The organism is Bradyrhizobium sp. STM 3557, from assembly GCF_045571465.1.
GTDB lineage: Bacteria > Pseudomonadota > Alphaproteobacteria > Rhizobiales > Xanthobacteraceae > Bradyrhizobium.
In genome coordinates this window covers 3,420,675-3,440,628 of the sequence record NZ_CP120697.1, presented here as the reverse complement: position 1 = coordinate 3,440,628, position 19,954 = coordinate 3,420,675, and the positions used below count along the sequence as shown (strand labels likewise).

General features: G+C 62.9%; 20 protein-coding genes. 2 read left to right on the top strand and 18 right to left on the bottom strand.

Translation table 11 applies throughout. The features are described 5' to 3' along the window. Positions 1-218 precede the first annotated feature (218 nt). The 4 genes from P6U24_RS15515 to dusA form a co-directional block, all read right to left on the bottom strand. Complete coding sequence (locus P6U24_RS15515) at positions 219-1,373, bottom strand: substrate-binding domain-containing protein (RefSeq protein WP_407160481.1); 1,155 nt, start codon at positions 1,371-1,373, stop codon at positions 219-221. 205 nt (positions 1,374-1,578) lie between these two features. After that, on the bottom strand, positions 1,579-4,725 hold the full coding sequence (locus P6U24_RS15510; RefSeq protein WP_407159938.1) for an efflux RND transporter permease subunit: 3,147 nt from the start codon (positions 4,723-4,725) through the stop codon (positions 1,579-1,581). Continuing rightward, entirely contained in the window at positions 4,722-5,954 is a 1,233-nt protein-coding gene (locus tag P6U24_RS15505) for an efflux RND transporter periplasmic adaptor subunit (protein ID WP_407159937.1), read from the bottom strand. Before P6U24_RS15505 ends, P6U24_RS15510 begins: the two co-directional genes overlap by 4 nt. A gap of 216 nt (positions 5,955-6,170) precedes the next feature. Beyond that, complete coding sequence (gene dusA, locus P6U24_RS15500) at positions 6,171-7,148, bottom strand: tRNA dihydrouridine(20/20a) synthase DusA (protein ID WP_407160480.1); 978 nt, start codon at positions 7,146-7,148, stop codon at positions 6,171-6,173. Between the two features lie 152 nt (positions 7,149-7,300). Here dusA and P6U24_RS15495 point away from each other — a divergent pair, with 152 nt between their 5' ends. Beyond that, entirely contained in the window at positions 7,301-7,633 is a 333-nt protein-coding gene (locus P6U24_RS15495) for a hypothetical protein (RefSeq protein ID WP_407159936.1), read from the top strand. Between the two features lie 28 nt (positions 7,634-7,661). Here the strand turns inward: P6U24_RS15495 and P6U24_RS15490 are convergent, their stop codons facing one another. Genes P6U24_RS15490 through P6U24_RS15435 form a run of 12 tightly spaced genes read right to left on the bottom strand, consistent with a single transcriptional unit; the run spans position 7,662 to position 16,999 of the window. Beyond that, complete coding sequence (locus tag P6U24_RS15490) at positions 7,662-8,696, bottom strand: Gfo/Idh/MocA family protein (RefSeq protein ID WP_407159935.1); 1,035 nt, start codon at positions 8,694-8,696, stop codon at positions 7,662-7,664. A 6-nt stretch (positions 8,697-8,702) separates the two neighbouring features. Further along, the gene (gene aroQ / locus P6U24_RS15485) at positions 8,703-9,152 is read right to left on the bottom strand and encodes a type II 3-dehydroquinate dehydratase (RefSeq protein WP_407159934.1); all 450 of its coding nucleotides are present in this window, start codon (positions 9,150-9,152) and stop codon (positions 8,703-8,705) included. Positions 9,153-9,165: 13 nt separating this feature from the next. Beyond that, positions 9,166-9,912: an amino acid ABC transporter ATP-binding protein gene (locus P6U24_RS15480; RefSeq protein ID WP_407159933.1), complete on the bottom strand. Its 747-nt coding sequence runs from the start codon at positions 9,910-9,912 to the stop codon at positions 9,166-9,168. A 59-nt stretch (positions 9,913-9,971) separates the two neighbouring features. Next, positions 9,972-10,799, bottom strand: a complete 828-nt coding sequence (locus tag P6U24_RS15475; protein ID WP_407160479.1) for a transporter substrate-binding domain-containing protein — start codon at positions 10,797-10,799, stop codon at positions 9,972-9,974. 56 nt (positions 10,800-10,855) lie between these two features. Further along, entirely contained in the window at positions 10,856-11,512 is a 657-nt protein-coding gene (locus tag P6U24_RS15470; RefSeq protein WP_407159932.1) for an amino acid ABC transporter permease, read from the bottom strand. 10 nt (positions 11,513-11,522) lie between these two features. Next, on the bottom strand, positions 11,523-12,191 hold the full coding sequence (locus P6U24_RS15465; RefSeq protein ID WP_407159931.1) for an amino acid ABC transporter permease: 669 nt from the start codon (positions 12,189-12,191) through the stop codon (positions 11,523-11,525). Between the two features lie 51 nt (positions 12,192-12,242). Further along, on the bottom strand, positions 12,243-13,106 hold the full coding sequence (locus P6U24_RS15460) for a shikimate dehydrogenase (RefSeq protein ID WP_407159930.1): 864 nt from the start codon (positions 13,104-13,106) through the stop codon (positions 12,243-12,245). A 13-nt stretch (positions 13,107-13,119) separates the two neighbouring features. Beyond that, entirely contained in the window at positions 13,120-13,947 is an 828-nt protein-coding gene (gene aroE / locus P6U24_RS15455) for a shikimate dehydrogenase (protein WP_407159929.1), read from the bottom strand. Between the two features lie 3 nt (positions 13,948-13,950). Further along, on the bottom strand, positions 13,951-15,177 hold the full coding sequence (locus P6U24_RS15450; protein ID WP_407159928.1) for a CaiB/BaiF CoA transferase family protein: 1,227 nt from the start codon (positions 15,175-15,177) through the stop codon (positions 13,951-13,953). Further along, on the bottom strand, positions 15,174-15,644 hold the full coding sequence (locus P6U24_RS15445; protein ID WP_407159927.1) for a MaoC family dehydratase: 471 nt from the start codon (positions 15,642-15,644) through the stop codon (positions 15,174-15,176). Before P6U24_RS15445 ends, P6U24_RS15450 begins: the two co-directional genes overlap by 4 nt. Positions 15,645-15,663: 19 nt before the next feature. After that, positions 15,664-16,050: a VOC family protein gene (locus tag P6U24_RS15440; protein ID WP_407159926.1), complete on the bottom strand. Its 387-nt coding sequence runs from the start codon at positions 16,048-16,050 to the stop codon at positions 15,664-15,666. A gap of 4 nt (positions 16,051-16,054) precedes the next feature. Continuing rightward, on the bottom strand, positions 16,055-16,999 hold the full coding sequence (locus tag P6U24_RS15435) for a ketopantoate reductase family protein (RefSeq protein WP_407159925.1): 945 nt from the start codon (positions 16,997-16,999) through the stop codon (positions 16,055-16,057). 103 nt (positions 17,000-17,102) lie between these two features. On the opposite strand from P6U24_RS15435, the gene P6U24_RS15430 reads away from it, so the two are divergent. Continuing rightward, the gene (locus tag P6U24_RS15430; RefSeq protein ID WP_407159924.1) at positions 17,103-18,083 is read left to right on the top strand and encodes a LysR family transcriptional regulator; all 981 of its coding nucleotides are present in this window, start codon (positions 17,103-17,105) and stop codon (positions 18,081-18,083) included. A 266-nt stretch (positions 18,084-18,349) separates the two neighbouring features. Here P6U24_RS15430 and P6U24_RS15425 read toward each other — a convergent pair whose 3' ends face one another. Together P6U24_RS15425 and P6U24_RS15420 are read right to left on the bottom strand one after the other, a co-directional pair. Further along, positions 18,350-19,144 carry an ABC transporter permease gene (locus P6U24_RS15425; protein WP_407159923.1) on the bottom strand — a complete coding sequence of 265 codons (795 nt, stop codon included), beginning with the start codon at positions 19,142-19,144 and terminating at the stop codon, positions 18,350-18,352. Further along, the gene (locus P6U24_RS15420; protein WP_407160478.1) at positions 19,141-19,953 is read right to left on the bottom strand and encodes an ABC transporter permease; all 813 of its coding nucleotides are present in this window, start codon (positions 19,951-19,953) and stop codon (positions 19,141-19,143) included. Before P6U24_RS15420 ends, P6U24_RS15425 begins: the two co-directional genes overlap by 4 nt. Position 19,954 lies beyond the last annotated feature (1 nt).

The following is a 19,954-nucleotide window of genomic DNA, read 5'->3' as shown; positions in this document are numbered from 1 at the left end:
CGGGGAGAGGTCGATCGCGAAGCGATCGGGTGAGGGGGTACAGGTGTCTCGGCGAGCACCGCTCGTGCGTTTGCCCCTCACCCCAACCCTCCCAGCGCGAGCGAAGCTCGTCGCGCCCCCGTGAAGAACGGGGAGAGGGAGCGCACCACCTTCGGGATGACAGCTTCGTATCGATCTCTTCGAGATTTTGCATCCCTAACTCGCTAGCAGTGATGATCTCACCGCTTGTTCCTGATCGGGACGTTCATGTCCTCGATCTTGATCTCGCTGACCGGCTCGTTGACGGCCCAGGCGAGATTCGGATCGACCTTGACGCGGAAGTGATACATGCTCTGCAACGCCTGGTGATCCTCCTTGCGGAAGATCATCTTGCCCTTCGGCGTGTCGAACTCCATGCCTTCCATGGCGCTGATCAGTTTCTCGGTGTCGGTCGATTTGGCCTTGGTCACGGCGGCGACCACGGCCATCGCGGCGGAGAAGCCGCCGGCGGTGAAGAAGTCCGGCGGCGCGTTGAAACGCTTTTGATGCTCCGATACCAGCCAGTCGTTCACCGGGTTCTTCGGGATATCGTAGTAATAATAGGTTGCGCCTTCCATGCCCGGCAGCCGCTTGTAGGCCGCGAGCGCCGGCAGGATGTTGCCGCCGGTCGAGAGCTCGATGCCGTAACGCTTGGGATCCATGTCCTGCAGCTTGGTCAAGGGATCGCCGGCCCCAGCCCACACCACCCAGATGACTTTCTTGCCGGGCTTGTCCTTCAGCGCATCGAACAGGCGCTGGCCGACCGCGGTGAAGTCGGTGGTCGTGGTCGGGACGTATTCTTCGGCCGCCAGGGTCGCGCCGGTCTTGGCCAGCGCTTCCTTGAACGCGGCGACGCCGTCACGGCCGAAGGCATAGTCCTGCGCCAGTGTCGCGACCGTGACGCCGGGCTTGCCGATCGCAACCGCGTTCGAGATCGCGTCCTGTGACGAGTTACGCGCGGTGCGAAAGATGTAGCGATTCCACTTCTCGCCGGTAATCTGGTCGGCAACAGCCGGCTCGACGATCAGGATCTTCTTGTTCTCTTCGGCAACGGGCAGGTCTGCCAGCGCCGCGGCCGATGACGTGGTGCCGATCGCGATGTCGGCATTGTCGTCCTGATAGGCTTCCGACAGCGCCGACTTCGACAGATCCGGCTTGCCCTGATCATCCTTGGCGATGATAACGATCTTGCGCCCGTCGACGCTCATCGTGCCCTTGGTGGCATACTCGAAGCCCATGCGCAGGCCGGTCTCGGTCTGCTTGGCATAGGCCTCCAGCGGCCCGGTCTTGCCGTAGATCAAAGCAATCTTGAGATCATCGGCCTGCGCGGCTGTCGCGAAAGCAATCGCGGCCATGGCCGTCCATCCAATCAGGCCCTTGATGACGAAAAACGTCCGCACGCGCTTACCTCCCAGGCTTTATGGCATTGTCTGGGCAAACTGATAGTGTGGCCGCTCTGCGTTGGTCAAGGCACTTTGCGCAGTGCGACAAGGCGGCGCCACGCGTCGCCGTTCCGGCGACCACCTTCGTTCCTCCCTCGCGCGGCCCTGCCCTCTCCTGCTATCCGGGCTCCCCAGCGGCAGTACGAGGCTTTCGGCCGAAACGAGCCTTGGCGCCCTCGCGCCAGCGCTGGAAGATGACATAGAGCATCGGCACCATGAAAATGCCGATCGAGCTGGCGGCCAGCATGCCGCCAAACACCGCGGTTCCGACCGAGCGGCGGCTGATCTCGGCCGCGCCGGTTGCGAACACCAGCGGCACCAGACCCAGAATGAACGCGATCGACGTCATCATGACCGCACGGAAGCGCATCTGCGATCCGAGTACCGCGGCCTCGGTGATCGATCGTCCGGCTTCCCGCTGCTCCTTGGCGAACTCGACGATGAGAATGCCGTTCTTGGCGGCGAGCGCGATCAGCACCACGAGGCCGATCTGGCCGTAGAGATTGAGGTTCAGGCCGGCGAGGTTGATGGCGGCATAGGAGCCGAGCACGCCCACCACGACCGAGAGCAGCACGGGAATCGGTATGGTCCAGCTCTCGTACAGCGCGACCAGGAAAAGATAGGCGAATAGCACGGCCAGCGCGAGAATGATGCCGGTCTGGCCGGACGCCGCCTGCTCCTGATAGGCGGTGCCAGTCCATTCAAAAGCATAGCCGGCCGGCAAGGTCGCTTTCGACAGCTCCGCCATAGCCGCGATCGCAGCCCCTGACGAGACGCCGGGTGCAGGCCCGCCGTTGATGGTCACCGAGCGGTAGTTGTTGTAGCGCGTGATCACTTGCGGGCCGGTCACGATCCGCAAGTCTGCGATCGAGCGCAGCGGGACCATCTCGCCCGAACTGTTGCGCACATAGATCTGCCAGATATCGGAAATATCGGCGCGGTTGTCGGCCTCGCCCTGCACATTCACCTGCCAGGTGCGGCCAAACAGGTTGAAGTTGTTGACATAGATGCCGCCCAGCGTCGCCTGCAAAGCCGTAAAGACGTCGCTGATGCCAAGGCCCAGCGCCTGCGCCTTGGCCCGATCAATATCGAGATAGATCGACGGATTGGTCGCGGTGAAGGTCGAGAACACGCGCGTCAGCCGCGGATCGCGGTTGGCGGCGGCGACCAGTCCGCCCATCACGCTGCCGAGCGCGACCGGATCCTGCCCTTCCAGCGCGTTGAGCTGATATTCGAAACCGCCTGAGGTCGAGAGTCCGATGATCGGCGGCAAATTAAACGGCAGGACGTTGGCCTGCCGGATCTGCGCGCCGGCACCAAAGGTCTGCTTGATTGTCGCCTGCACGGAATCGGTCGCCGCGCGCCGGTCCTCGAACGGCTTCATGCGCGCGACCATGAAGGCCGAATTCGGCTCGTTGCCGCCGTCGAGCAGCGAGAAACCGATGATCGACAGCACATGATCGATCTGCGGCATCTTCTTGAGTAAGGCTTCGACCTGCTTCGTCACCTCGCTGGTGCGTTCCACCGAGGCTCCGTCGGGAAGTTGCACCGCGATGAAGAACGCGCCCTGGTCTTCCTCCGGCAGGAAGCCGGTCGGCGTGATCCGCGAGACGCCGAACACGCCGCCCGCGAACACCAGCACCGCCACCAGCGACAGCACCGCGAGGCGCACCAGCCGCCGCACCATGCCTGCGTAGCGATCGCGCACCCAGTCGATGCCGCCGAGCACCCGTCCCATGATGCCGCGGCGCGGGCCGCCATGCCGCAAGAACACCGCACAGAGCGCCGGCGACAAGGTCAGCGCGTTCAATGCCGAGATCACCATGGCCGCGCTGATCGTGACAGCGAACTGCCGGAACAGCGTTCCCGAGATGCCGGGAATGAACGCGATCGGCACGAACACCGATAGCAGCACCAGCGAGATCGCGATGATCGGCGCAGTGATCTGCGCCATCGCCTTCTTGGTGGCATCGGCCGGCGACAACTCCGGCTCTTCCTCCATCACGCGCTCGACGTTCTCGACCACCACGATGGCATCGTCGACCACGATGCCGATCGCAAGCACCATGGCGAGCAGCGACACCGTGTTGGCCGAATAGCCGAGCATCAGCAGGATCGCGAAGGTGCCGATCAGGCTGACCGGCACCGCGACGGCGGGGATCACCGTGGCGCGGAGATTGCCGAGGAACAGGAACACCACGATCACGACCAGCACGAAGGCCTCGCCCAGCGTCTTCAGCACTTCCCTGATCGTGTCGCTGACGAAGGTCGTGGAATCGTATTGCACCAGGTAGGACAGCCCGGGCGGAAATCGCTGCGACAGATTGGCGAGCGTCGCCTGCACGGCCTTGGCGGTCGTCACCGCATTGGCGCCGGGCGCGAGATAGATGCCCATCGGCACGCCGGGCTGGCCGTCGATCCGCGATTCGCTGTCCATATTCTGGGCGCCGATCTCGACATGCGCGACGTCCTTGATCCGCAGCACCGAGCCGTCCGGATTGGCGCGCAGCACGATATTGCCGAACTGCTCTGAGGTCGTCAGACGTCCTTGCGTCTGCACGTTGAACTGGAACTGCTGGTCGTCGGAGATCGGACGGGCGCCGATGCGGCCGACCGGCGCCTGCACGCTCTGGGCGCGGATCGCGGCGACCACGTCCGACGGCGCCAGATTGAGGCTGGTCAGCCGCTGCGTATCGAACCAGATCCGCATCGAGTAGTTCAGCCGTGCGAACAGCGAGGCCTGGCCGACACCTGGCGTGCGCGAGATCGCGTCGAGCACGTTGATGATGGCGTAGTTGGTGATGAACAGCGGATCCTGCTCGCCGGTCTTGCTGTAGAGCACGATGAATTGCAGGACCGCCGAGGACTTCTTCTGGACGGTCAGGCCTTGCGCCTGCACCTCGGTCGGCAGTTGCGAGAGCGCGGTCTGCACCCGGTTGTTGACATTGACGGTGTTGATGTCGGGATTGGTGCCGAGCGCGAACGAGACGGTGAGCGTGTAGCTGCCGTCATTGCCGCTGGTCGACTTCATGTAGAGCATCTTGTCGACGCCGACGACCTGCGCTTCCAGCGGCTGGGCCACGCTCGATTCCACCACCGCGGCCGACGCGCCGGGGAAGTTGGCGGTGACGGTGACCTGCGGCGGCACGATATCGGGGAATTGCGCCACCGGGATCTGCAGCAGCGCGAGCGCGCCCGCGATCGTGATGACGAAGGCGATGACGATGGCGAGGCGCGGACGATCGACGAAGACGGAGGAGATCATGGCGTGGCGCCCGCAGGCTTCGGACCAAGGCCGCCGCGGTTTTTCGACGCGGCGGTGTCGCTGCTGTTGGTCATGACGGATTGGATGAGTGCACTTGCCGGGCCTGGCGACACCACCTCACCCGGCCGCACCCGCTGCAAGCCTTCGACGATCACCTTGTCGCCTTCCGAGAGTCCGCTGGTCACTGCGGCGATGGTCGCCGTCGATTGTCCAAGCGAGATCCGGCGCTGCTCCGCCTTGTTGTCGGCGCCGAGAACGAAGACAAATTCGCCCTGCTGATCCGACAGCACGGCGGAGCGCGGAATCGCCAGGAATTGGACCGGCTCGACGCCTTCGAGCGACACCGTGACGAATTCGTTGTCCGTGAGCTCGCGCAGCGTATCCTGGTCGCTCGACTGCTCCTTCAACGGCGGATTGGGGATCGTGCCGCGCAGCATGATCGTGTCGGTGTTCTGCGCGATCGTGTTGTTGACGAAATTCAGCTCGCCCGTCACGCCGTACATGCGCCCGTCAGGCAAACGAAGCCGGATCACGACGGCCTTGAAGCCGCCGCGGGGAACATAGCGCTGCCGCAGCGCCACCGCTTCGCGCACCGACACCGGGAACGTGACATACATCGGATCCTGGCTCACGATCGTCGTCAGCACGCCGGAGCTGGGGCTGACGACGTTGCCTTCGGTGACGGCGGTGCGGCCGATCTTGCCGTTGATCGGCGAACGAATCTCGGTGTAATCGAGATTGATCTTGGAGAGATCGACCTGCGCCTGGGCCGCCTTGACCTGCGCCTCCAGGCTTTGCTGGTTGGCAACCGCCGCGTCATAGGTGGATTGCTGACCGGCCGGGCCGCCGAGCAGCGTCCTCGCGCGTTCGGTGGTCAGCTTGGCATTGACCAGCGTCGCCTGCAGCTGCGCCACCTGCGCCTGCTTGGCTTCGAGATCCGCCTCGAACGGGCCGCGCTCGAGCTGATAGAGCACGTCGCCCTCCTTCACCTCGGCGCCTTCGGCAAATGTTCGCTTGTCGAGGAAGGCGGTCACGCGCGCGACCACGTTGACGCGGTTGGTGGCCTCAATGCGGCCCAGGAACTCGTTGGATTCCGTGAACGGGCGCTTGGTCGCTTCGATCACGCCGACCGCCGGCGGCCCTCCCTGCTGTTGCGCCCGCGCCTGATCGCTCTCAGCAACAACACCATAAGCCAACGCCATGATGCAGACGGCCCGGCTGATCGTCATTCTCGCAATCATCGCACCCTTGCGCCCTTCGCGTGATCAGTTCGGATATCCAACATATCCGCAACCAACTTTAACGGGGTCGCGTCGCAGACGAAACCACCCTAAGGGTTAGGTTCTCCCCCAGGGCGTTCAAACGCGATGGCTGAGTGATTGGGAACAGCTCGCGCCCGATCACTTCCGCGTTAGCTTGCAAGGTGGCCGGCGGGGCCGGCCGTCTCATGGGCAGGACAGAGCGAGGTCCTTCGTCGGCGCTGCAATGCTGCGCTCCTCGACCATCGCGACCGCATCGCGCAGCACTGCGATGCCGGCATCCGGACGGACGCCGCGCTCGGCAAGATGGCGGCGAAAGGCGCGTGCGCCGGGCACCGCGTGATAGGCGCCGACGAGATGGCGGGTGATGGCGTGCAGGCGCGTGCCGCGCGCGAGCTCGCGCGCGATGTAAGGCTCGAATCCGGCCAGCGCCTCTTTCATGCTCGCATGCGTCGGCGCCTCGCCGAAGATCTCGGCATCGACGGCCAGGAGGCGCCAGGGATCCTGATAGGCCGCGCGCCCGAGCATCACACCGTCGACATATGCAAGGTGTTGCTTGGCGGCGTCGATGCCTGGAATGCCGCCATTGATGATGATCGGCACGTCAGGCATCGCAGCCTTCAGGCGGTAGACGCGATCATAGTCGAGCGGCGGGATGTCGCGATTTTCCTTCGGCGACAATCCGTTCAGCCAGGCCTTGCGCGCATGCACGATCAGCGCATCGGCACCGGCGGCAACGACCGCACGCGCCAGCCGGTCGAGCGCGACCTCCGGGTCCTGGTCGTCGATGCCGATGCGGCATTTCACGGTCACCGGAATCCGCACCGCCTGCTTCATCGCCGCAACACAGGAGGCGACGAGCTCCGGCTCCGCCATCAGGCAGGCGCCGAACCGGCCGTCCTTCACCCGATCGGACGGACAGCCGACATTGAGGTTGATCTCGTCATAGCCGAAATCCTCGCCGATCACAGCCGAGGTTGCGAGCTCCGCCGCGTCGGATCCGCCAAGCTGCAGCGCCACCGGATGCTCGCTGGCGTCGAACCCGAGCAGCCGGGCGCGATCGCCGTGAATGACCGCGCCTGTCGTCACCATCTCCGTGTAGAGCAGCGCCCGGCGCGTCAGCAGCCGGTGGAACGCCCGGCAATGCCGGTCGGTCCAATCCATCATCGGCGCCACGGCAAACGTATGCAATTGATTTCGCTGCATTTTCTAGGACATTCAATTTGTCAGGTCGCCTTGTGTGCACTCTACTTTACGCCATCGTGCGACGTTTTTTCTGGCTTTTCGACGCGTCAGTGCACACGGAGCGCACAACGTTGGCGACTATCGCCAGACTGAAATCAGGCTCTTGGCGAGTCCAAGTCCGACGAAAGGGGAAATATGTCAACGCGACATTTCTCGGCCGAAAGGACGCTGAGGGATGGGCCATTGATATCGAGCGGCGGATCGACCGCCGAGAAGCGACAACCACGCACAAATCGCAGGGTGTTCAGCTCTTCGGCGATCTCATTAAGCTTCATCGTCAGGACCTGGAGGAGGTCAGGAAGGAGATCGGTCGTTGTAAGACAGCTAAAATCAAACACCCGGCAGCAAATCCCGGTTGGCCGAATGATCCGATCTGCGATCGCAACGGCTATGCGACAAGATGAAATGAAATTGACGTCCGTGCTTTCCCCTTCAAAATGACACGAGATCTCCGGTTTCCGCCGCGCGCTTGATCGCATCGATCACTGTGAGGGTCATCAGTCCCTCGCGCCCGGTCACCACAGGCGCAGCCGTGCCGCGGATAACCTCGCAGAAATTTGCGATTTGCAGACCAAGCGGGTCTTCCTTCTCGTATCTCAGCCGCTCGCGCTCAATCGGCGCCCACCAGCTGGCCTTGCTTGGGTGATGCCATAGATCGAGTTGCGGAATAGCCAGCGATGCCTTCGTGCCGCCGATCTGGTAACACGCCTCCTGCGTATGACTGTAGGCCGGGTTCTCACCGGCGGTGAATTCCCAGCTCCAAGGCGACTGGATGGTATCGGAGACATTGACCGTTCCCAACGCGCCGGAGGCGAAGTGCAGGAGGATCACCGCTGTCTCTTCAACCGCATTTCCACGCAGCCGATTGGATTGGGCAGCTTGTACCGCCACGATATCCCCACACAGGTACCGCAGCAGATCGACATCGTGGATGAGATTCAGGAAAACCGGCCCTGCCCCTCTTTCGCGCCGCCAGGTCACATCGAAATAGTCGTCCGGCTTGATCAGCCAGAACATGCCATGAACCGACACGACCTGGCCGAGCCGGCCGCTGTCGATCTCCGCCTTGGCGCGCTGGATCATCGGGCTGTGGCGGCGATGATGGCCGGTGAGCAGCGGCACGCCCGCTCGCTCGGCGGCTTCGACCAGGGTCTGTGCAGCGACGACATCATCCGCTAACGGCTTCTCGATGAGCGCCGGGATGCGAGCTGCGATACAATCCATACCGTTGGCCACATGCACCTGATTGGGGGTGGCAACAACCACCCCCTCCGGCCGGTTTGCCGAGAGCATGTTCTGAAACGACGGAAACCAGTCCACCTTCAGCGACGCTGCCAACTCTCGGGCCGCGGGCGTCGGGTCGACGATCGACGACAGCATTGCCTCCGGCCGCGCGAGAATGTGTTGGATGTGTCGCTTGCCGATGAGACCCGCTCCCATGACTGTCAGGCGGACGGGTGCGCTCATACGATGCTATCCCTTCGTCTCGTCAAGCAGCCTGGCCACACGACGCAAGCCGAGCAGGTAACCCTGAGTGCCAAAGCCTGCGATGACCCCATCGGCTCGTTTGGAGACAAACGAGTGGTGGCGGAATTCCTCGCGCTTGTGCACGTTGGAAATATGCACCTCGATCACTGTCCCCTCGAACGTGTTCAAAGCATCCAGGATAGCGACCGAGGTATGGGTGAAAGCCGCGGGATTCATCACGATACCGGCAGCGGTCTCGCGCGCCTCGTGGATCCAATCGATGATCTCGTATTCTCTGTTGGATTGATGAAAGCGAATCTCCAGGCCGAGCTCCTTGGCCAGCGCTTGACAATCGCGCTCCACATCCGCGAGCGTCTCATGACCGTAGATGTGGGGCTGACGCTTGCCGAGCAAATTAAGATTCGGCCCGTTGAGGACGTAGACAAGACGACTCATAGAACAACTCCGTTCAGTGATGGGCGAGGATCTCGCCAAGGAACTGCCTGGTGCGGGCGTGCTGTGGATTGCTGAAGAACGCTCCGGGCTCGCCTTCCTCGATGATCTGCCCTTCGGCCATGAAGATCACACGATCGGCAACCTGGCGGGCAAAGCCCATCTCGTGGGTGACGCAAATCATGGTCATGCCGTCGTTGGCGAGGCCGATCATCGTATCGAGCACTTCCTTGACCATCTCCGGATCGAGAGCCGAGGTCGGCTCATCAAACAGCATCACCTTGGGCTGCATGCAGAGCGCACGCGCGATCGCGACACGCTGTTGCTGACCGCCCGAAAGTTGAGCCGGATATTTCTCGGCCTGGTCGCCGATGCGCACCCGCTCGAGATATTTTCGGGCGGTCGCCTCCGCCTCGGTCTTGCTGATGCGGCGCGCGCGAATGGGCGCCAGCATGCAGTTCTGCAACACCGTCATGTGTGGGAAAAGGTTGAAGCTCTGAAACACCATGCCGACGTCCTGACGCACGACATCGATCGCCTTGGTGCTGTCGTCGAGCCGATGACCGTTCACCACGATACTGCCCTGCTGGATCGCCTCCAGCCGGTTGATACAGCGGATCAGCGTCGACTTGCCCGAACCGGACGGACCGCAGAGCACGATCTTTTCACCTCTACGCACAGTCAGATCAACCTTGCGGAGGGCTTGGTACCCGCCGTACCACTTCTGCACGCCCTTCATTTCGATCAGGATCTGGTCCTGCATGTTGGTCTCCGCTGTCGGGCGGCGGCCAACGCGGATCCCGCGTCGGCCGCTCGCAGTGCCTATTGGACGGTGAACGGAACCCCGGGGACCTGGTCGGGGAAGGTCGGCACGGGCACCTTCATCCATTTGGCGTAGAAGGCGGCCAGCTTGCCGTCCGACTTGATCTGGTCGATGAACTTGTTGACCGTCTCGTTCCACTCCTTGTCGCCCAGGCGCGTGCATGCGCCGTTGTACAAAGCGGTGAAGTGGAGCTTGGGCTCGAACCCGAGCTCTGGCTTTGCTGCGTTCAGACGCTGCGGATAGAACAAGTTCGCGCCGACCGCCTGGACCTGGCCGGAGAGCAGCGCCTGGATCGTGGCCGCATCATCGTCAAATCGGCGGATCTCGGTGCCCGATGGGGCGTTGTTGGTGACCTGAGTGTCTTGCGTAGAGGAGCGCGGGACGCCGATGACGTATTTGCCCATATCGGAATTGCTGTTGATCGGCGTTGCCTTGGCAGCGACAAGCGTGATCTCATTGGCGACATACGGTTTGGAATACTGCACTGCCTTGGCGCGCTCAGGCAGCATGGCCATGGTTGCGAACAGGATGTCCACACGGCCCGTGGTCAGTGCCGGGATACGATTGGCCACGGCCAGCGGCGTGAATTCGGCCTTGACGCCCAGGTATTCAGCGAAAGCACGCCCCATGTCGGCATCGATGCCGTCCAGCTTTCCAGAGCTATCGACATAGCCCCAGGGAGGATTATCGCCCTGAATGCCGATGACGACGACGCCCTTCTTCTTCACGTCCTCCAACGTGCCGGCCCGCACTTTGCTCGACGTGGCGACAGCCGCCAATGCGAGCAGCGCGATGCCAAGTTGACGGCGAGTGATCGAAAATTGCATTTGGTTTTCTCCTCCTCTGGTGACGGCTGTATTTTGATTGGGCAGGTGCGCCGTTCCTACCTTTGACTGGCCAGGGCGAGCCTGGCTTCCATCCGGCTGCCCCACCATGAGAGTGGCCAGCAGAGGATGAAATACATCGCGCCGACCACGCCGAAGACGAGCAGCGGTTGGAAGGTCTGGTTCGATATGATTTGGCCGGCGCGGGCGAGTTCGATGAAGCCGACGATGGCGGCCAGCGAAGTGCTCTTGATCAGTTGGACGAGATAGCCGATGGTCGCCGGCAGTGAGATGCGGATCGCCTGCGGCAGCACGATGTCGCGCATGCGGGATGAATAGTGCAGTCCGAGCGCCATCGCCGCCTCGGTCTGACCGCGCGGTACGGCCTGTATCGCCCCGCGCCAGATCTCACCAAGGAAGGCCGAGGCATTCACGGTGAAGCCGATCGCCACCGCGACGAAGGCGTCGAGCTTGAGCCCGGTCAGCGCCAATCCGTAATACACGACGAACAGCTGCAACAGCAGCGGAGTGCCCTGGAATATCCCGATGTAAATGCGGACGATCCATTCCACGCCCTTATGACCACAGGTGCGCAGCAATGCGACAGCTAGCCCCGCCGTGCAGCCGCCCGCAAACGCGACCAGCGTCAGCAGCATCGTCCATTGCAGTCCACGCAGCAGGAACCCGAACTCAGGGAGGCCGAAATGCGGTGCCATGATCTCCCCCTCAGCGTGTCGGATATGAGAAGAAGCGGTGAGAGATGATGGCGAAGCCCAGCATCAAGAGCCAGGAGATCGCGAGATAGAGGAAGGTCACGAAAAAGTAGACCTCGAAGCTGCGGAACGTGTCGCTTTCGATGCGCTGCGCAACTGACGTCAATTCGTAAGCCGACACCGCCGAACAGATCGACGAGGTCAGCGTCAGCATGATGAACTGACCCGTGAGCGAGGGATAGATCGCGCGAAGCGCGGGCTTGAGCACAATGAACCGGAAGACCTGCCCTTTGTGCAGTCCGAGCGCGTAGCCGGCCTCCAACTGTCCTTTATGAATGGATTGTACCCCGCCGCGGATGATCTCGATGGCATAGGCGCCGCCATTGACGCCGAGCGCAATCACGGCGGTGGCTGTGGGATTGAGCTTCAATCCGATGAGCGGCAGGGCGAAGAACAGAAAGAAGATCTGCACCAGGAAAGGTGTATTGCGCACGGTCTCGACGAAGCCGATCACGAGAGCACGCAACCAAGCCGCCTTCGCATCGCGCGCCGCGACGCCGGCGAGACCGATGATCATTGCGAGCGTCATTCCGGCCAGCGCCAGGCCCAACGTGCCCACGCACCCCAACAGCAGCGCGGGCATCGCATGCCAAACCACCGAGAAATCGAGCGTGTAGCCCATCGTGCGTTTCCTCTCGGGCGTTGTGCGTACCGCTCGCCCATCGGTCGGGTGTCACCCTCCCAGGGATGCAAAGGTGTCGAAGAAGACGTCCGGATCGGGTGAGATGCCCGTAAACAGGCGGAAGGCTTCGGTGCCCTGGAAGATCGCCATGCCACCGCCGTCGACGGTGCGGCAGCCGAGGGCACGCGCTGCGCGCAGCAGCGCGGTCTCCAGCGGGAAGTAGACGATTTCGGCGACCCAGAGACTCGGACGCAGCAAGGCTGTCGGCAGGGGCGTCCCTGGATACTTGTCCATGCCGATCGGCGTCGCGTTAACGATCCCGTCTGCGGCAGCCACGGCGGCGGCGACATCCTGGCCGACCTTCAGGCGCCCCTTCTCGAATCGAGAAGACAACCCGTCGACCAAGCTCCGCGCCTTCGGCAGGTCGAGGTCTATGATCGTCAGATCCTGCACGCCAAGCTTCATGAGCGCGAACGCAACCGCCGCGCCTGCGCCACCCGCGCCGAACTGGACGACGCGGCCGAGCGGAGCACCTTGCATGTTGCGGCTAAAATTCTCCGCGAAGCCGAACCAGTCCGTGTTGTGGCCGGTCATTCGGCCATTCCTGATGACCACTGTGTTCACGGCGCCAAGCGCTTCTGCATCCGGCGAGAGCTCGTCCAGCAGCGGAAGGATCGCCTGCTTGCAGGGATGGGTCACGTTCAGCCCATCGAAGCCCATCCACTTTGCTGCCGTGAGCAATTCCGGCAAGGCTTCGACACCGAGCTTCAACTCTGCCAGATCGATCTTCTTGTAGAGATAGCGGATACCGGCCGCGTCAGCGGCGGCTTGGTGCATCGGCGGGGTGCGCGACGCCGCGATGCCGCTGCCGATCAGACCGACGAGAAAGCTGGGTTTCGGATGGACCGCCAACATACGTCGCTGCCCGTCAGGTCAAGGGAACGGTTAGCTTGGCGATCACCTCAGCGGTGCTCGGCCTGACGCCGCGCCACCAGACAAAGGCTTCCGCCGCCTGCTCGACGAGCATGCCGACGCCGTCCGCCAGCTTGGCTACGCCTTCTGCGCGGGCAGCCTGCAGAAAGGGGGTCAAGCCTTTGCCATAGGCGAGTTCGTAGGCCAGCTCCGCGCCCTGGAAGACATTGCCTGGAAGCGGCGGCATTTCGCCTCGCAGGCTGGCCGAGGTGGCGTTGACAACGACGTCACAACCTTCGGCGAGGTGGGCCAGTTCAGCATAGCCGCTGACAATCAGGGGACCCCAGCCGGCAAACTCTTCAGCCAGTGCCACAGCTTTCGACAGCGTTCGATTGACGAGAACCAACTCAGAGGGCTCCTCGCGCAGGAACGGCAGCAGCGCGCCACGCGCTGCTCCTCCGGCGCCGAGCATCAGGACACGGCGGCCCTTTATCTTCACAGCGAGGTTCACGGTGATGTCGCGCACCAGGCCGACACCGTCGAAATTCTCGGCAATGATCCGATCGCCCTCGAACTTCAGGCAGTTCACGGCGCCAGCCTGTTTTGCGCTCTCCGAGAGCTCGTTCGCGTAGGCGAAGGCATCGAGCTTGAACGGGGCGGTGATGTTGAGCCCTTTGGCCCCCTCTGTCCGGAATTGATCAACCCGTTCGATGAAACCATTGAGGGGTCCCTCGATCGCCTCATAGACGAGGTCCTGTCCCGTCATTTTGGCGAACGTCGCATGGATGAGCGGGGATTTACTGAAGCCGATCGGATTGCCAATCACCGCATAACGATCGCTCATGGCTCACTCCCGCACTGCGACTTCGTTGTACAGCACGCCATCGCGAACCATCGCATCGACGGCTTCGGCCGACAGTCCGAGCGAGGCGGCAATGCGGCGATTGTCCTGGCCGAGCAGCGGCGCCGGAGTGCGCACCGTGGTATCGCAATCGGAGAAGCGAAAGGGCAGGTTTGGCAATGTCACCTTGCCGAGCACCGGATGCTCCTGCTCCACCAGCATGCCACGCGCGTGGATCTGCGGATCCTTCACGACCTCTTCGATGGTCTGCACGGGAGCGGCCGGCACACCTGCTTCCTCGAGCGCCGCAAGGCAGACATCCCGAGACGGCTGCGACAGCGTCCAGTTGCGCACAATTTCCATCGCATCGGCATAATGGACGTTCCGCGCGGCAGGCGTGGCGAAGCGTTCGTCGGATGCCAACGCGTTCCCACCGATCAACGTGGCCAATCGTCGCCAGGCATCATCGACTTGCGCAGCGATGACGAGATTGCCGTCCCTGGCCGGAAAGACCCCGTAAACGGTCGAGTCCGGCTGTCCGCTGCCGGTCTGCTTCGGCAGGTCGGTACCGCCGGAGAGGAAGTAGCGCTGAACCGCATAGTCGTGCATCGAGACCATGCAGTCGTACAGCGCCAGATCGATATGCTGGCCGCGCCCGGACGATGCGCGACCGACCAGCGCTGCATTGATCGCTGCTACACCATGAATGCCGGTATACATGTCGGCCAGCGGCATACGGAGCAGCGGAGGCGCTTCACCGGGGGAGCCCAGTTGCGCCAAGGCGCCCGACATCGCCTCTGCGATCAGGCCAAAACCCGGACGGTCAGCATAGGGGCCGGTGTGACCATAGGCGGAGACCGAGCAGTAGATCAGTCTCGGATTCCGCGCGGACAGCGCCTTGTAACCGAGCCCGAGGCGCTCGAGTGCACCCGGGCGGTAGTTCTCGATGAAGACATCGGCGGTGTCGACCAGCTTCATCATCAGGTCGAGACCGCGCTTGTCGCGCAAATCGATGCACAGGCCCTGCTTGCCCATGTTCTGCTGCAGGAAGTAGCCGGATTGTCCGTTCTTGAAATAGCCATGGGCGCGACCCGCATCGCCATCCTTTGGACGCTCGACCTTGATTACCTCCGCGCCCATCGCGGCGAGGCAACGGCCCATGAACGGGCCTGCCAGGAAATGGCTGTAGTCGATGACGCGAACGCCCTTGAGCGGCAGATCTTTCGCGGTCATGCCTGCTCTCCTGTGGCGCCGGCCTTCGGGCGCATCGGAATCATCAGCCGGTGCTCGCCTAGCTGCACCACTTCGCCGCGCTGATTGATCAGCTCCGAGGGTAGCACCACGATGCCCCACCCTTCCCGCTTCGTGGCGCGCATTGAACCGACGCGGAACTTCACATGCACGGTGTCGCCGAGCTTGATCGGCAGCTTGAAATCCCACGTCCAGCCCAGCGACATTCCCGGAAGGAAGCGATAGTCGGCGCGGGTCTTCAAGCCGTCGGCCAGCGACAGACCAAACAGCCCGTGCGCGACGCGCGTGCCGAATGGCGTGGTTTTGGCGTACTCCTCGTCCACGTGAACAGGCGTAAAATCACCCGTCAGTTCGGCATAGGCATTCACCATCGCTTCGGTGACCGTCACCGAGGGGGTGACGCATTCGTCACCGACCTTGGCGTCGTCCCAGTAGCGCTCATCGGTCATGTCGCGTCTCCCTCTAGATCTAGGCGCGGGGATTGATCGCCAGGGCGGCTTCCACCGCGCCAGCGCTCGCTTGGAGGATTTCGACGTTGAGCCCGCCCGGCAGCTCGAGCCAGTTCGGTCCGGCAGGGAGTGACTTGGCGCCCCAGGCTGCGGCACGCGCGAGCACGCCTTCGTAATCGTCGACCATGATGCCGAGATGGGCGAGACGCCCCTCCGGACCGACAAAATCCGGATCCTCGATGAGCTGCACGCTTCCGAGCACCCACACCTGGCGCGGACGCCCGGCATTGGCGGGTTGCTCGTCGCGAATGGCGAGACCAAGCACGTCGCGAAAGAAGCCGACGTGACGATCGACGTCCGGCACCCGGATCGCGACGTGCTCGACGTAGGCGCGGGGCAGCGACATCGTCTCAGGCCTTTCCAGGATAATCGCTGCGGGCGTATTCGATGCCTTTGATCAGCGCGACGAGGGTGGAGTTGACCGGAGTCGGCACCTTGAGCTTGGCGCCCCAACGCACGACGGAGCCGTGGATATAATCAACCTCGGTCAGATTGCCGGACTGCAGGCTCTGCAACATCGACGTCTTGAACTCGGGCGGCAGTCCAGCAGACGCCATTGTCCAGGCACGTCGCGGGTCGGTAATCGAGATCCTCACGCCGGCAGCCTGCGCGACAGCGATACCCTCTGAAATCGCTGCCAGCGCACAATCCTCGAGGGTGGGGAGCGAATAGAGGCCGCCATAGGTCAGGCCGGTAATGGCGGTAATCCCTCCTCCGGCGACGTTGATAAAAAGCTTGTCCCACATCGTGCCCAGGATGTTGTCGCTGAGCAGCGTGAGGATGCCGGCACGATTGAAGGTCTCGGAAATTCGCTGTGCGCGATCCGTCAAGCGTCCGTCGAGTTCGCCGATAATGGTTTCCTTACCGACGACCCCGGAGCGAACGTGACCCGGGCCAAGCAGCACGCCGCCAACGTAGGTCTTGCCCGCCATGACCTGGTCACGACCAACCTCCTCCGACAGGATGTCCTCGTGGCCAAGACCGTTTTGAAGCGACATCACGACGGTCCGCGGCCCGATGATCGGCGCTGCCGCCCGGATGGCATCCCGTGTGTGATACGATTTGACGAGGACGATGACGAGGTCCGCCACCATGCCGACATGGGTCGCGGAGGTGCAGGCGGAAACCTTCACAACGGTCTCGGCGTCACCTTCAAGCATCCGCAGGCCGGTGGCATTGATTGCGTCGACATGGGCCTGGAACGGATCAATCAGCCAGACCTCGGCCCCGCCGCGCGCCAGCGTACCCCCGATGGTCGAGCCCAGGGCTCCTGCTCCGATAAAGCAGATCCTCATCCGAACGCTTCTCCCGGCGCCTTTCTCGGCGTTGGGTGCGTGGTAGCAGGCCGGCTGACATTAAGATATGCTATGATCTTTATATGCATTATTGTGAATCGCAATGAAGCACCCGGATCATGCCGAGACCAACCTGCTCGACCCGCGCCTGCTCAGGCTGTTCGACGCATTGTTCACGGCAGGCAGCGTCACCAAGGCCGCCGAAAAGCTCGGTCAAAGTCAGCCGACGATCTCGATCTGGTTGGCACGCCTGCGAAGGGAATTGGACGATCCGCTGTTCATCCGGTCCGCGGAGGGGATGCTGCCGACGCCGCGCGCCGAGGCTCTCATCGGCACGGCCAGACAAGCGTTGGAAATGCTGCGTCGTCTCGCGGAACTTCGCACTGACTTCGATCCGACCACCGCAAAGCGCCGGTTTGCCATCTGCATGACGGATGCAAGCCACGTCACACTGCTTCCGTCCATTCTCGCGCACGTCCGCCGCGTTGCCCCTGGCGTTCGTATCGAGGCGACACAGATCGGCCCCGACACCCCACGGATGCTGCAATCCGGCGAGGCCGATCTGGCGCTCGGCTACATATCGGATCTCGACGCCGGGCACTTCCAGCAGGCGCTCTTTCCGCAGGACTGGGTCTGCTTGGCGAACGCCAAACACGCCCGGATCCGCGACCGCATGACGGTGAAGGATTTCAGGCGCGAGGCGCACGTCCTCATCCGCTCCGGCACCGGACATCAACTGCTCGCGGGCGCGCTAGAGGAGCAGCGGATCGTCCTTGACGTTGCGCTCGAGCTACCCGGCTTTTTGGGACTACCCGCAATCGTCGGGACGACTGACCTGATCGCCACCCTTCCAAGGCACATTGGCGAAACCCTGGCTCACTACTATGGACTGCGCGTGCTCGATTGCCCGCTGGCAATCGTCGGGTTCACGGTCAAGCAATATTGGCACGCCCGTTTCCATCACGATCCCGCCAGCCAATGGTTGCGCGGTCTCTGCGCGCAGCTTTTTCAACAGCAGGAAGTGCGGGGTCTACACCGTTCCGGCCGGCCAAAGAAGCGAAGGCCACGTGATTTGCCGTCGTAGTCGACCGTTTATCGAAGGCGGAAGCTAAACGTTTGGTTTGCGAAGGGCGCCCGATGTCATGTGTCCGGCCTTCAAGCCTTGGTTATTCAGTGCGGCAAGCCAGCCCTCCACCGCCTTTGTACCGACCAATGCGCTAGCACGCTCAAACGCCGTGGGCGCGGGTTCGGTGCAGCAGAGCGCGATAGTGACAGCGTCCGCCTCGTGCTCCTTTCCGCAGGGCGCGTGACCCTCGGCCCTCCTCGCCGACTCCAGGATACCAACTCCCATCAGCGGTCTCGCCCGCCTGCCTTCTGCCGCGCACTCGCCAGTAGCACCAGCATGAAGGATGCCGCCGTCATCAGCGTCGAGATCGCGGCAATGGTCGGGTCGATCTCGTCACGGAGCGCGGTGAACATGCGCTTGGTCAGCGGCTGGTATTGGCCGCCGGAGATGAATAGCGCGACGATGGTCTCGTCCATCGCCGAGATGAAGGCGAAGATGCCGCCCGCGACGACGCTGGACTTGATCTGCGGCAGCGTCACAGCGAAGAAGCTGCGCAGGCGGTTCATGCCGAGGCTGCGCGCCACCATCTCCTGCGCGGGATCGAAGCTCTGCAGGCCCGCGAGCACGGAGATGACGACGTAGGGCAAGCCTAGCATCACGTTCGCCAGCACGAGGCCGGGCATGGTCGCGACCAGGCCGATCTTGGCATAGACGAAGAAGATGCCAACCGCGGTGATGATGATCGGCACCACCAGCGGCAGCAGCAGCGCCATATGGATTAGCCGCATGATGCGCAGCTTCGACTGGCTGATCGCGTAGGCCGCGGCAACGCCGAGCGGCGTCGCGATCAGGACGGTGAGCAGCGCGACCGTCAGCGTCACCCGCGTCGCCTGCATCCAGGCCGGATTCGAGAAATATTGCTGGTACCACCGCAGCGAGAACGACGGCGGCGGGAAGGTCAGGAAGCGCGCGCTGGAGAACGAGATTGGCGCGATGATCAGAACTGGGAGGATCAAATAGACCAGCACCAGCGCGCTGATCACGTATAGGGCCATCCGTGCGGGCGAGACGCGCATCATTTCTGTCCCAGCACGCGATCGAGCAAGATGAAACGGCTGACGACGAAGAAGATCGCGAGCACGCTCAGGAGCAGCACCACGGCGACCGCGCTTGCGGCGCCGAACTGGTTGTAGAGCTCGACATTGCGGCTCACCAGCATCGACACCATAACCGTGCGGCCGCCGCCGAGCAGCTCGGGCGTGATGTAGAAGCCGAGGCAGAGCACGAAGACCATGGTGCAGCCGGCGAGCACGCCCGGCAGCGACAGCGGCAGGAACACGCGGAAAAAGGTCAGCGACGGGCTCGCGCCCAGGCTGGCGCCGGCCTGCATCAGATCGTTCGGAATCTTCTGCATGGTGGCATAGAGCGGCAGGACCATGAACGGCAGCAGGATGTGCACGGTCGCGACCACCGTGCCGAACGCATTGTGGACCAACGCGAGCGGCTCGCTGATGACGTCGAGATAACGCAGGAACTGGTTGATCACGCCGGTGCGCTGCAGCAGCGCCAGCCAGGCATAGGCGCGCACCAGCACGCTGGTCCAAAACGGCAGCACGACGAGCGACAGGATCAGGATGCTCCATCCCTTCGTTACCGAGTTGGCGAGGTAGGCCACGGGATAGCCGAGCAGCAACGCGATCACCGTGACCGCGAGGCTGATCTCGAAGGTCAGGGCAAAGCTGCGCCAATAGACGTCCTCGGTGAAGACGCGACGATAATTCTCCAGCGTGAAGCCGTCATGGTAGATCGACTGCCAGGCGAGCCAGCCGACCGGCAGCACGATCAGAGCCAGGATCACGAGCAGCGCCGGCGACACCAACGCCAGCATC

Coding starts and splice junctions, on each gene's coding strand:
- P6U24_RS15490 (WP_407159935.1), bottom strand. CDS start 8,696: ATGAGCGCACCCGTCCGCCTGACAGTCATGGGAGCGGGTCTCATCGGC.
- P6U24_RS15460 (WP_407159930.1), bottom strand. CDS start 13,106: ATGTTGGCGGTCCATCCGAAACCCAGCTTTCTCGTCGGTCTGATCGGC.
- P6U24_RS15435 (WP_407159925.1), bottom strand. CDS start 16,999: ATGAGGATCTGCTTTATCGGAGCAGGAGCCCTGGGCTCGACCATCGGG.
- P6U24_RS15480 (WP_407159933.1), bottom strand. CDS start 9,912: ATGCAGGACCAGATCCTGATCGAAATGAAGGGCGTGCAGAAGTGGTAC.
- P6U24_RS15470 (WP_407159932.1), bottom strand. CDS start 11,512: ATGGCACCGCATTTCGGCCTCCCTGAGTTCGGGTTCCTGCTGCGTGGA.
- P6U24_RS15425 (WP_407159923.1), bottom strand. CDS start 19,144: ATGATGCGCGTCTCGCCCGCACGGATGGCCCTATACGTGATCAGCGCG.
- aroQ (WP_407159934.1), bottom strand. CDS start 9,152: ATGAGTCGTCTTGTCTACGTCCTCAACGGGCCGAATCTTAATTTGCTC.
- P6U24_RS15440 (WP_407159926.1), bottom strand. CDS start 16,050: ATGTCGCTGCCCCGCGCCTACGTCGAGCACGTCGCGATCCGGGTGCCG.
- P6U24_RS15510 (WP_407159938.1), bottom strand. CDS start 4,725: ATGATCTCCTCCGTCTTCGTCGATCGTCCGCGCCTCGCCATCGTCATC.
- P6U24_RS15420 (WP_407160478.1), bottom strand. CDS start 19,953: ATGCTGGCGTTGGTGTCGCCGGCGCTGCTCGTGATCCTGGCTCTGATC.
- aroE (WP_407159929.1), bottom strand. CDS start 13,947: ATGAGCGATCGTTATGCGGTGATTGGCAATCCGATCGGCTTCAGTAAA.
- P6U24_RS15465 (WP_407159931.1), bottom strand. CDS start 12,191: ATGGGCTACACGCTCGATTTCTCGGTGGTTTGGCATGCGATGCCCGCG.
- P6U24_RS15505 (WP_407159937.1), bottom strand. CDS start 5,954: ATGACGATCAGCCGGGCCGTCTGCATCATGGCGTTGGCTTATGGTGTT.
- P6U24_RS15430 (WP_407159924.1), top strand. CDS start 17,103: ATGAAGCACCCGGATCATGCCGAGACCAACCTGCTCGACCCGCGCCTG.
- P6U24_RS15450 (WP_407159928.1), bottom strand. CDS start 15,177: ATGACCGCGAAAGATCTGCCGCTCAAGGGCGTTCGCGTCATCGACTAC.
- P6U24_RS15445 (WP_407159927.1), bottom strand. CDS start 15,644: ATGACCGATGAGCGCTACTGGGACGACGCCAAGGTCGGTGACGAATGC.
- dusA (WP_407160480.1), bottom strand. CDS start 7,148: ATGGATTGGACCGACCGGCATTGCCGGGCGTTCCACCGGCTGCTGACG.
- P6U24_RS15475 (WP_407160479.1), bottom strand. CDS start 10,799: ATGCAATTTTCGATCACTCGCCGTCAACTTGGCATCGCGCTGCTCGCA.
- P6U24_RS15515 (WP_407160481.1), bottom strand. CDS start 1,373: ATGGCCGCGATTGCTTTCGCGACAGCCGCGCAGGCCGATGATCTCAAG.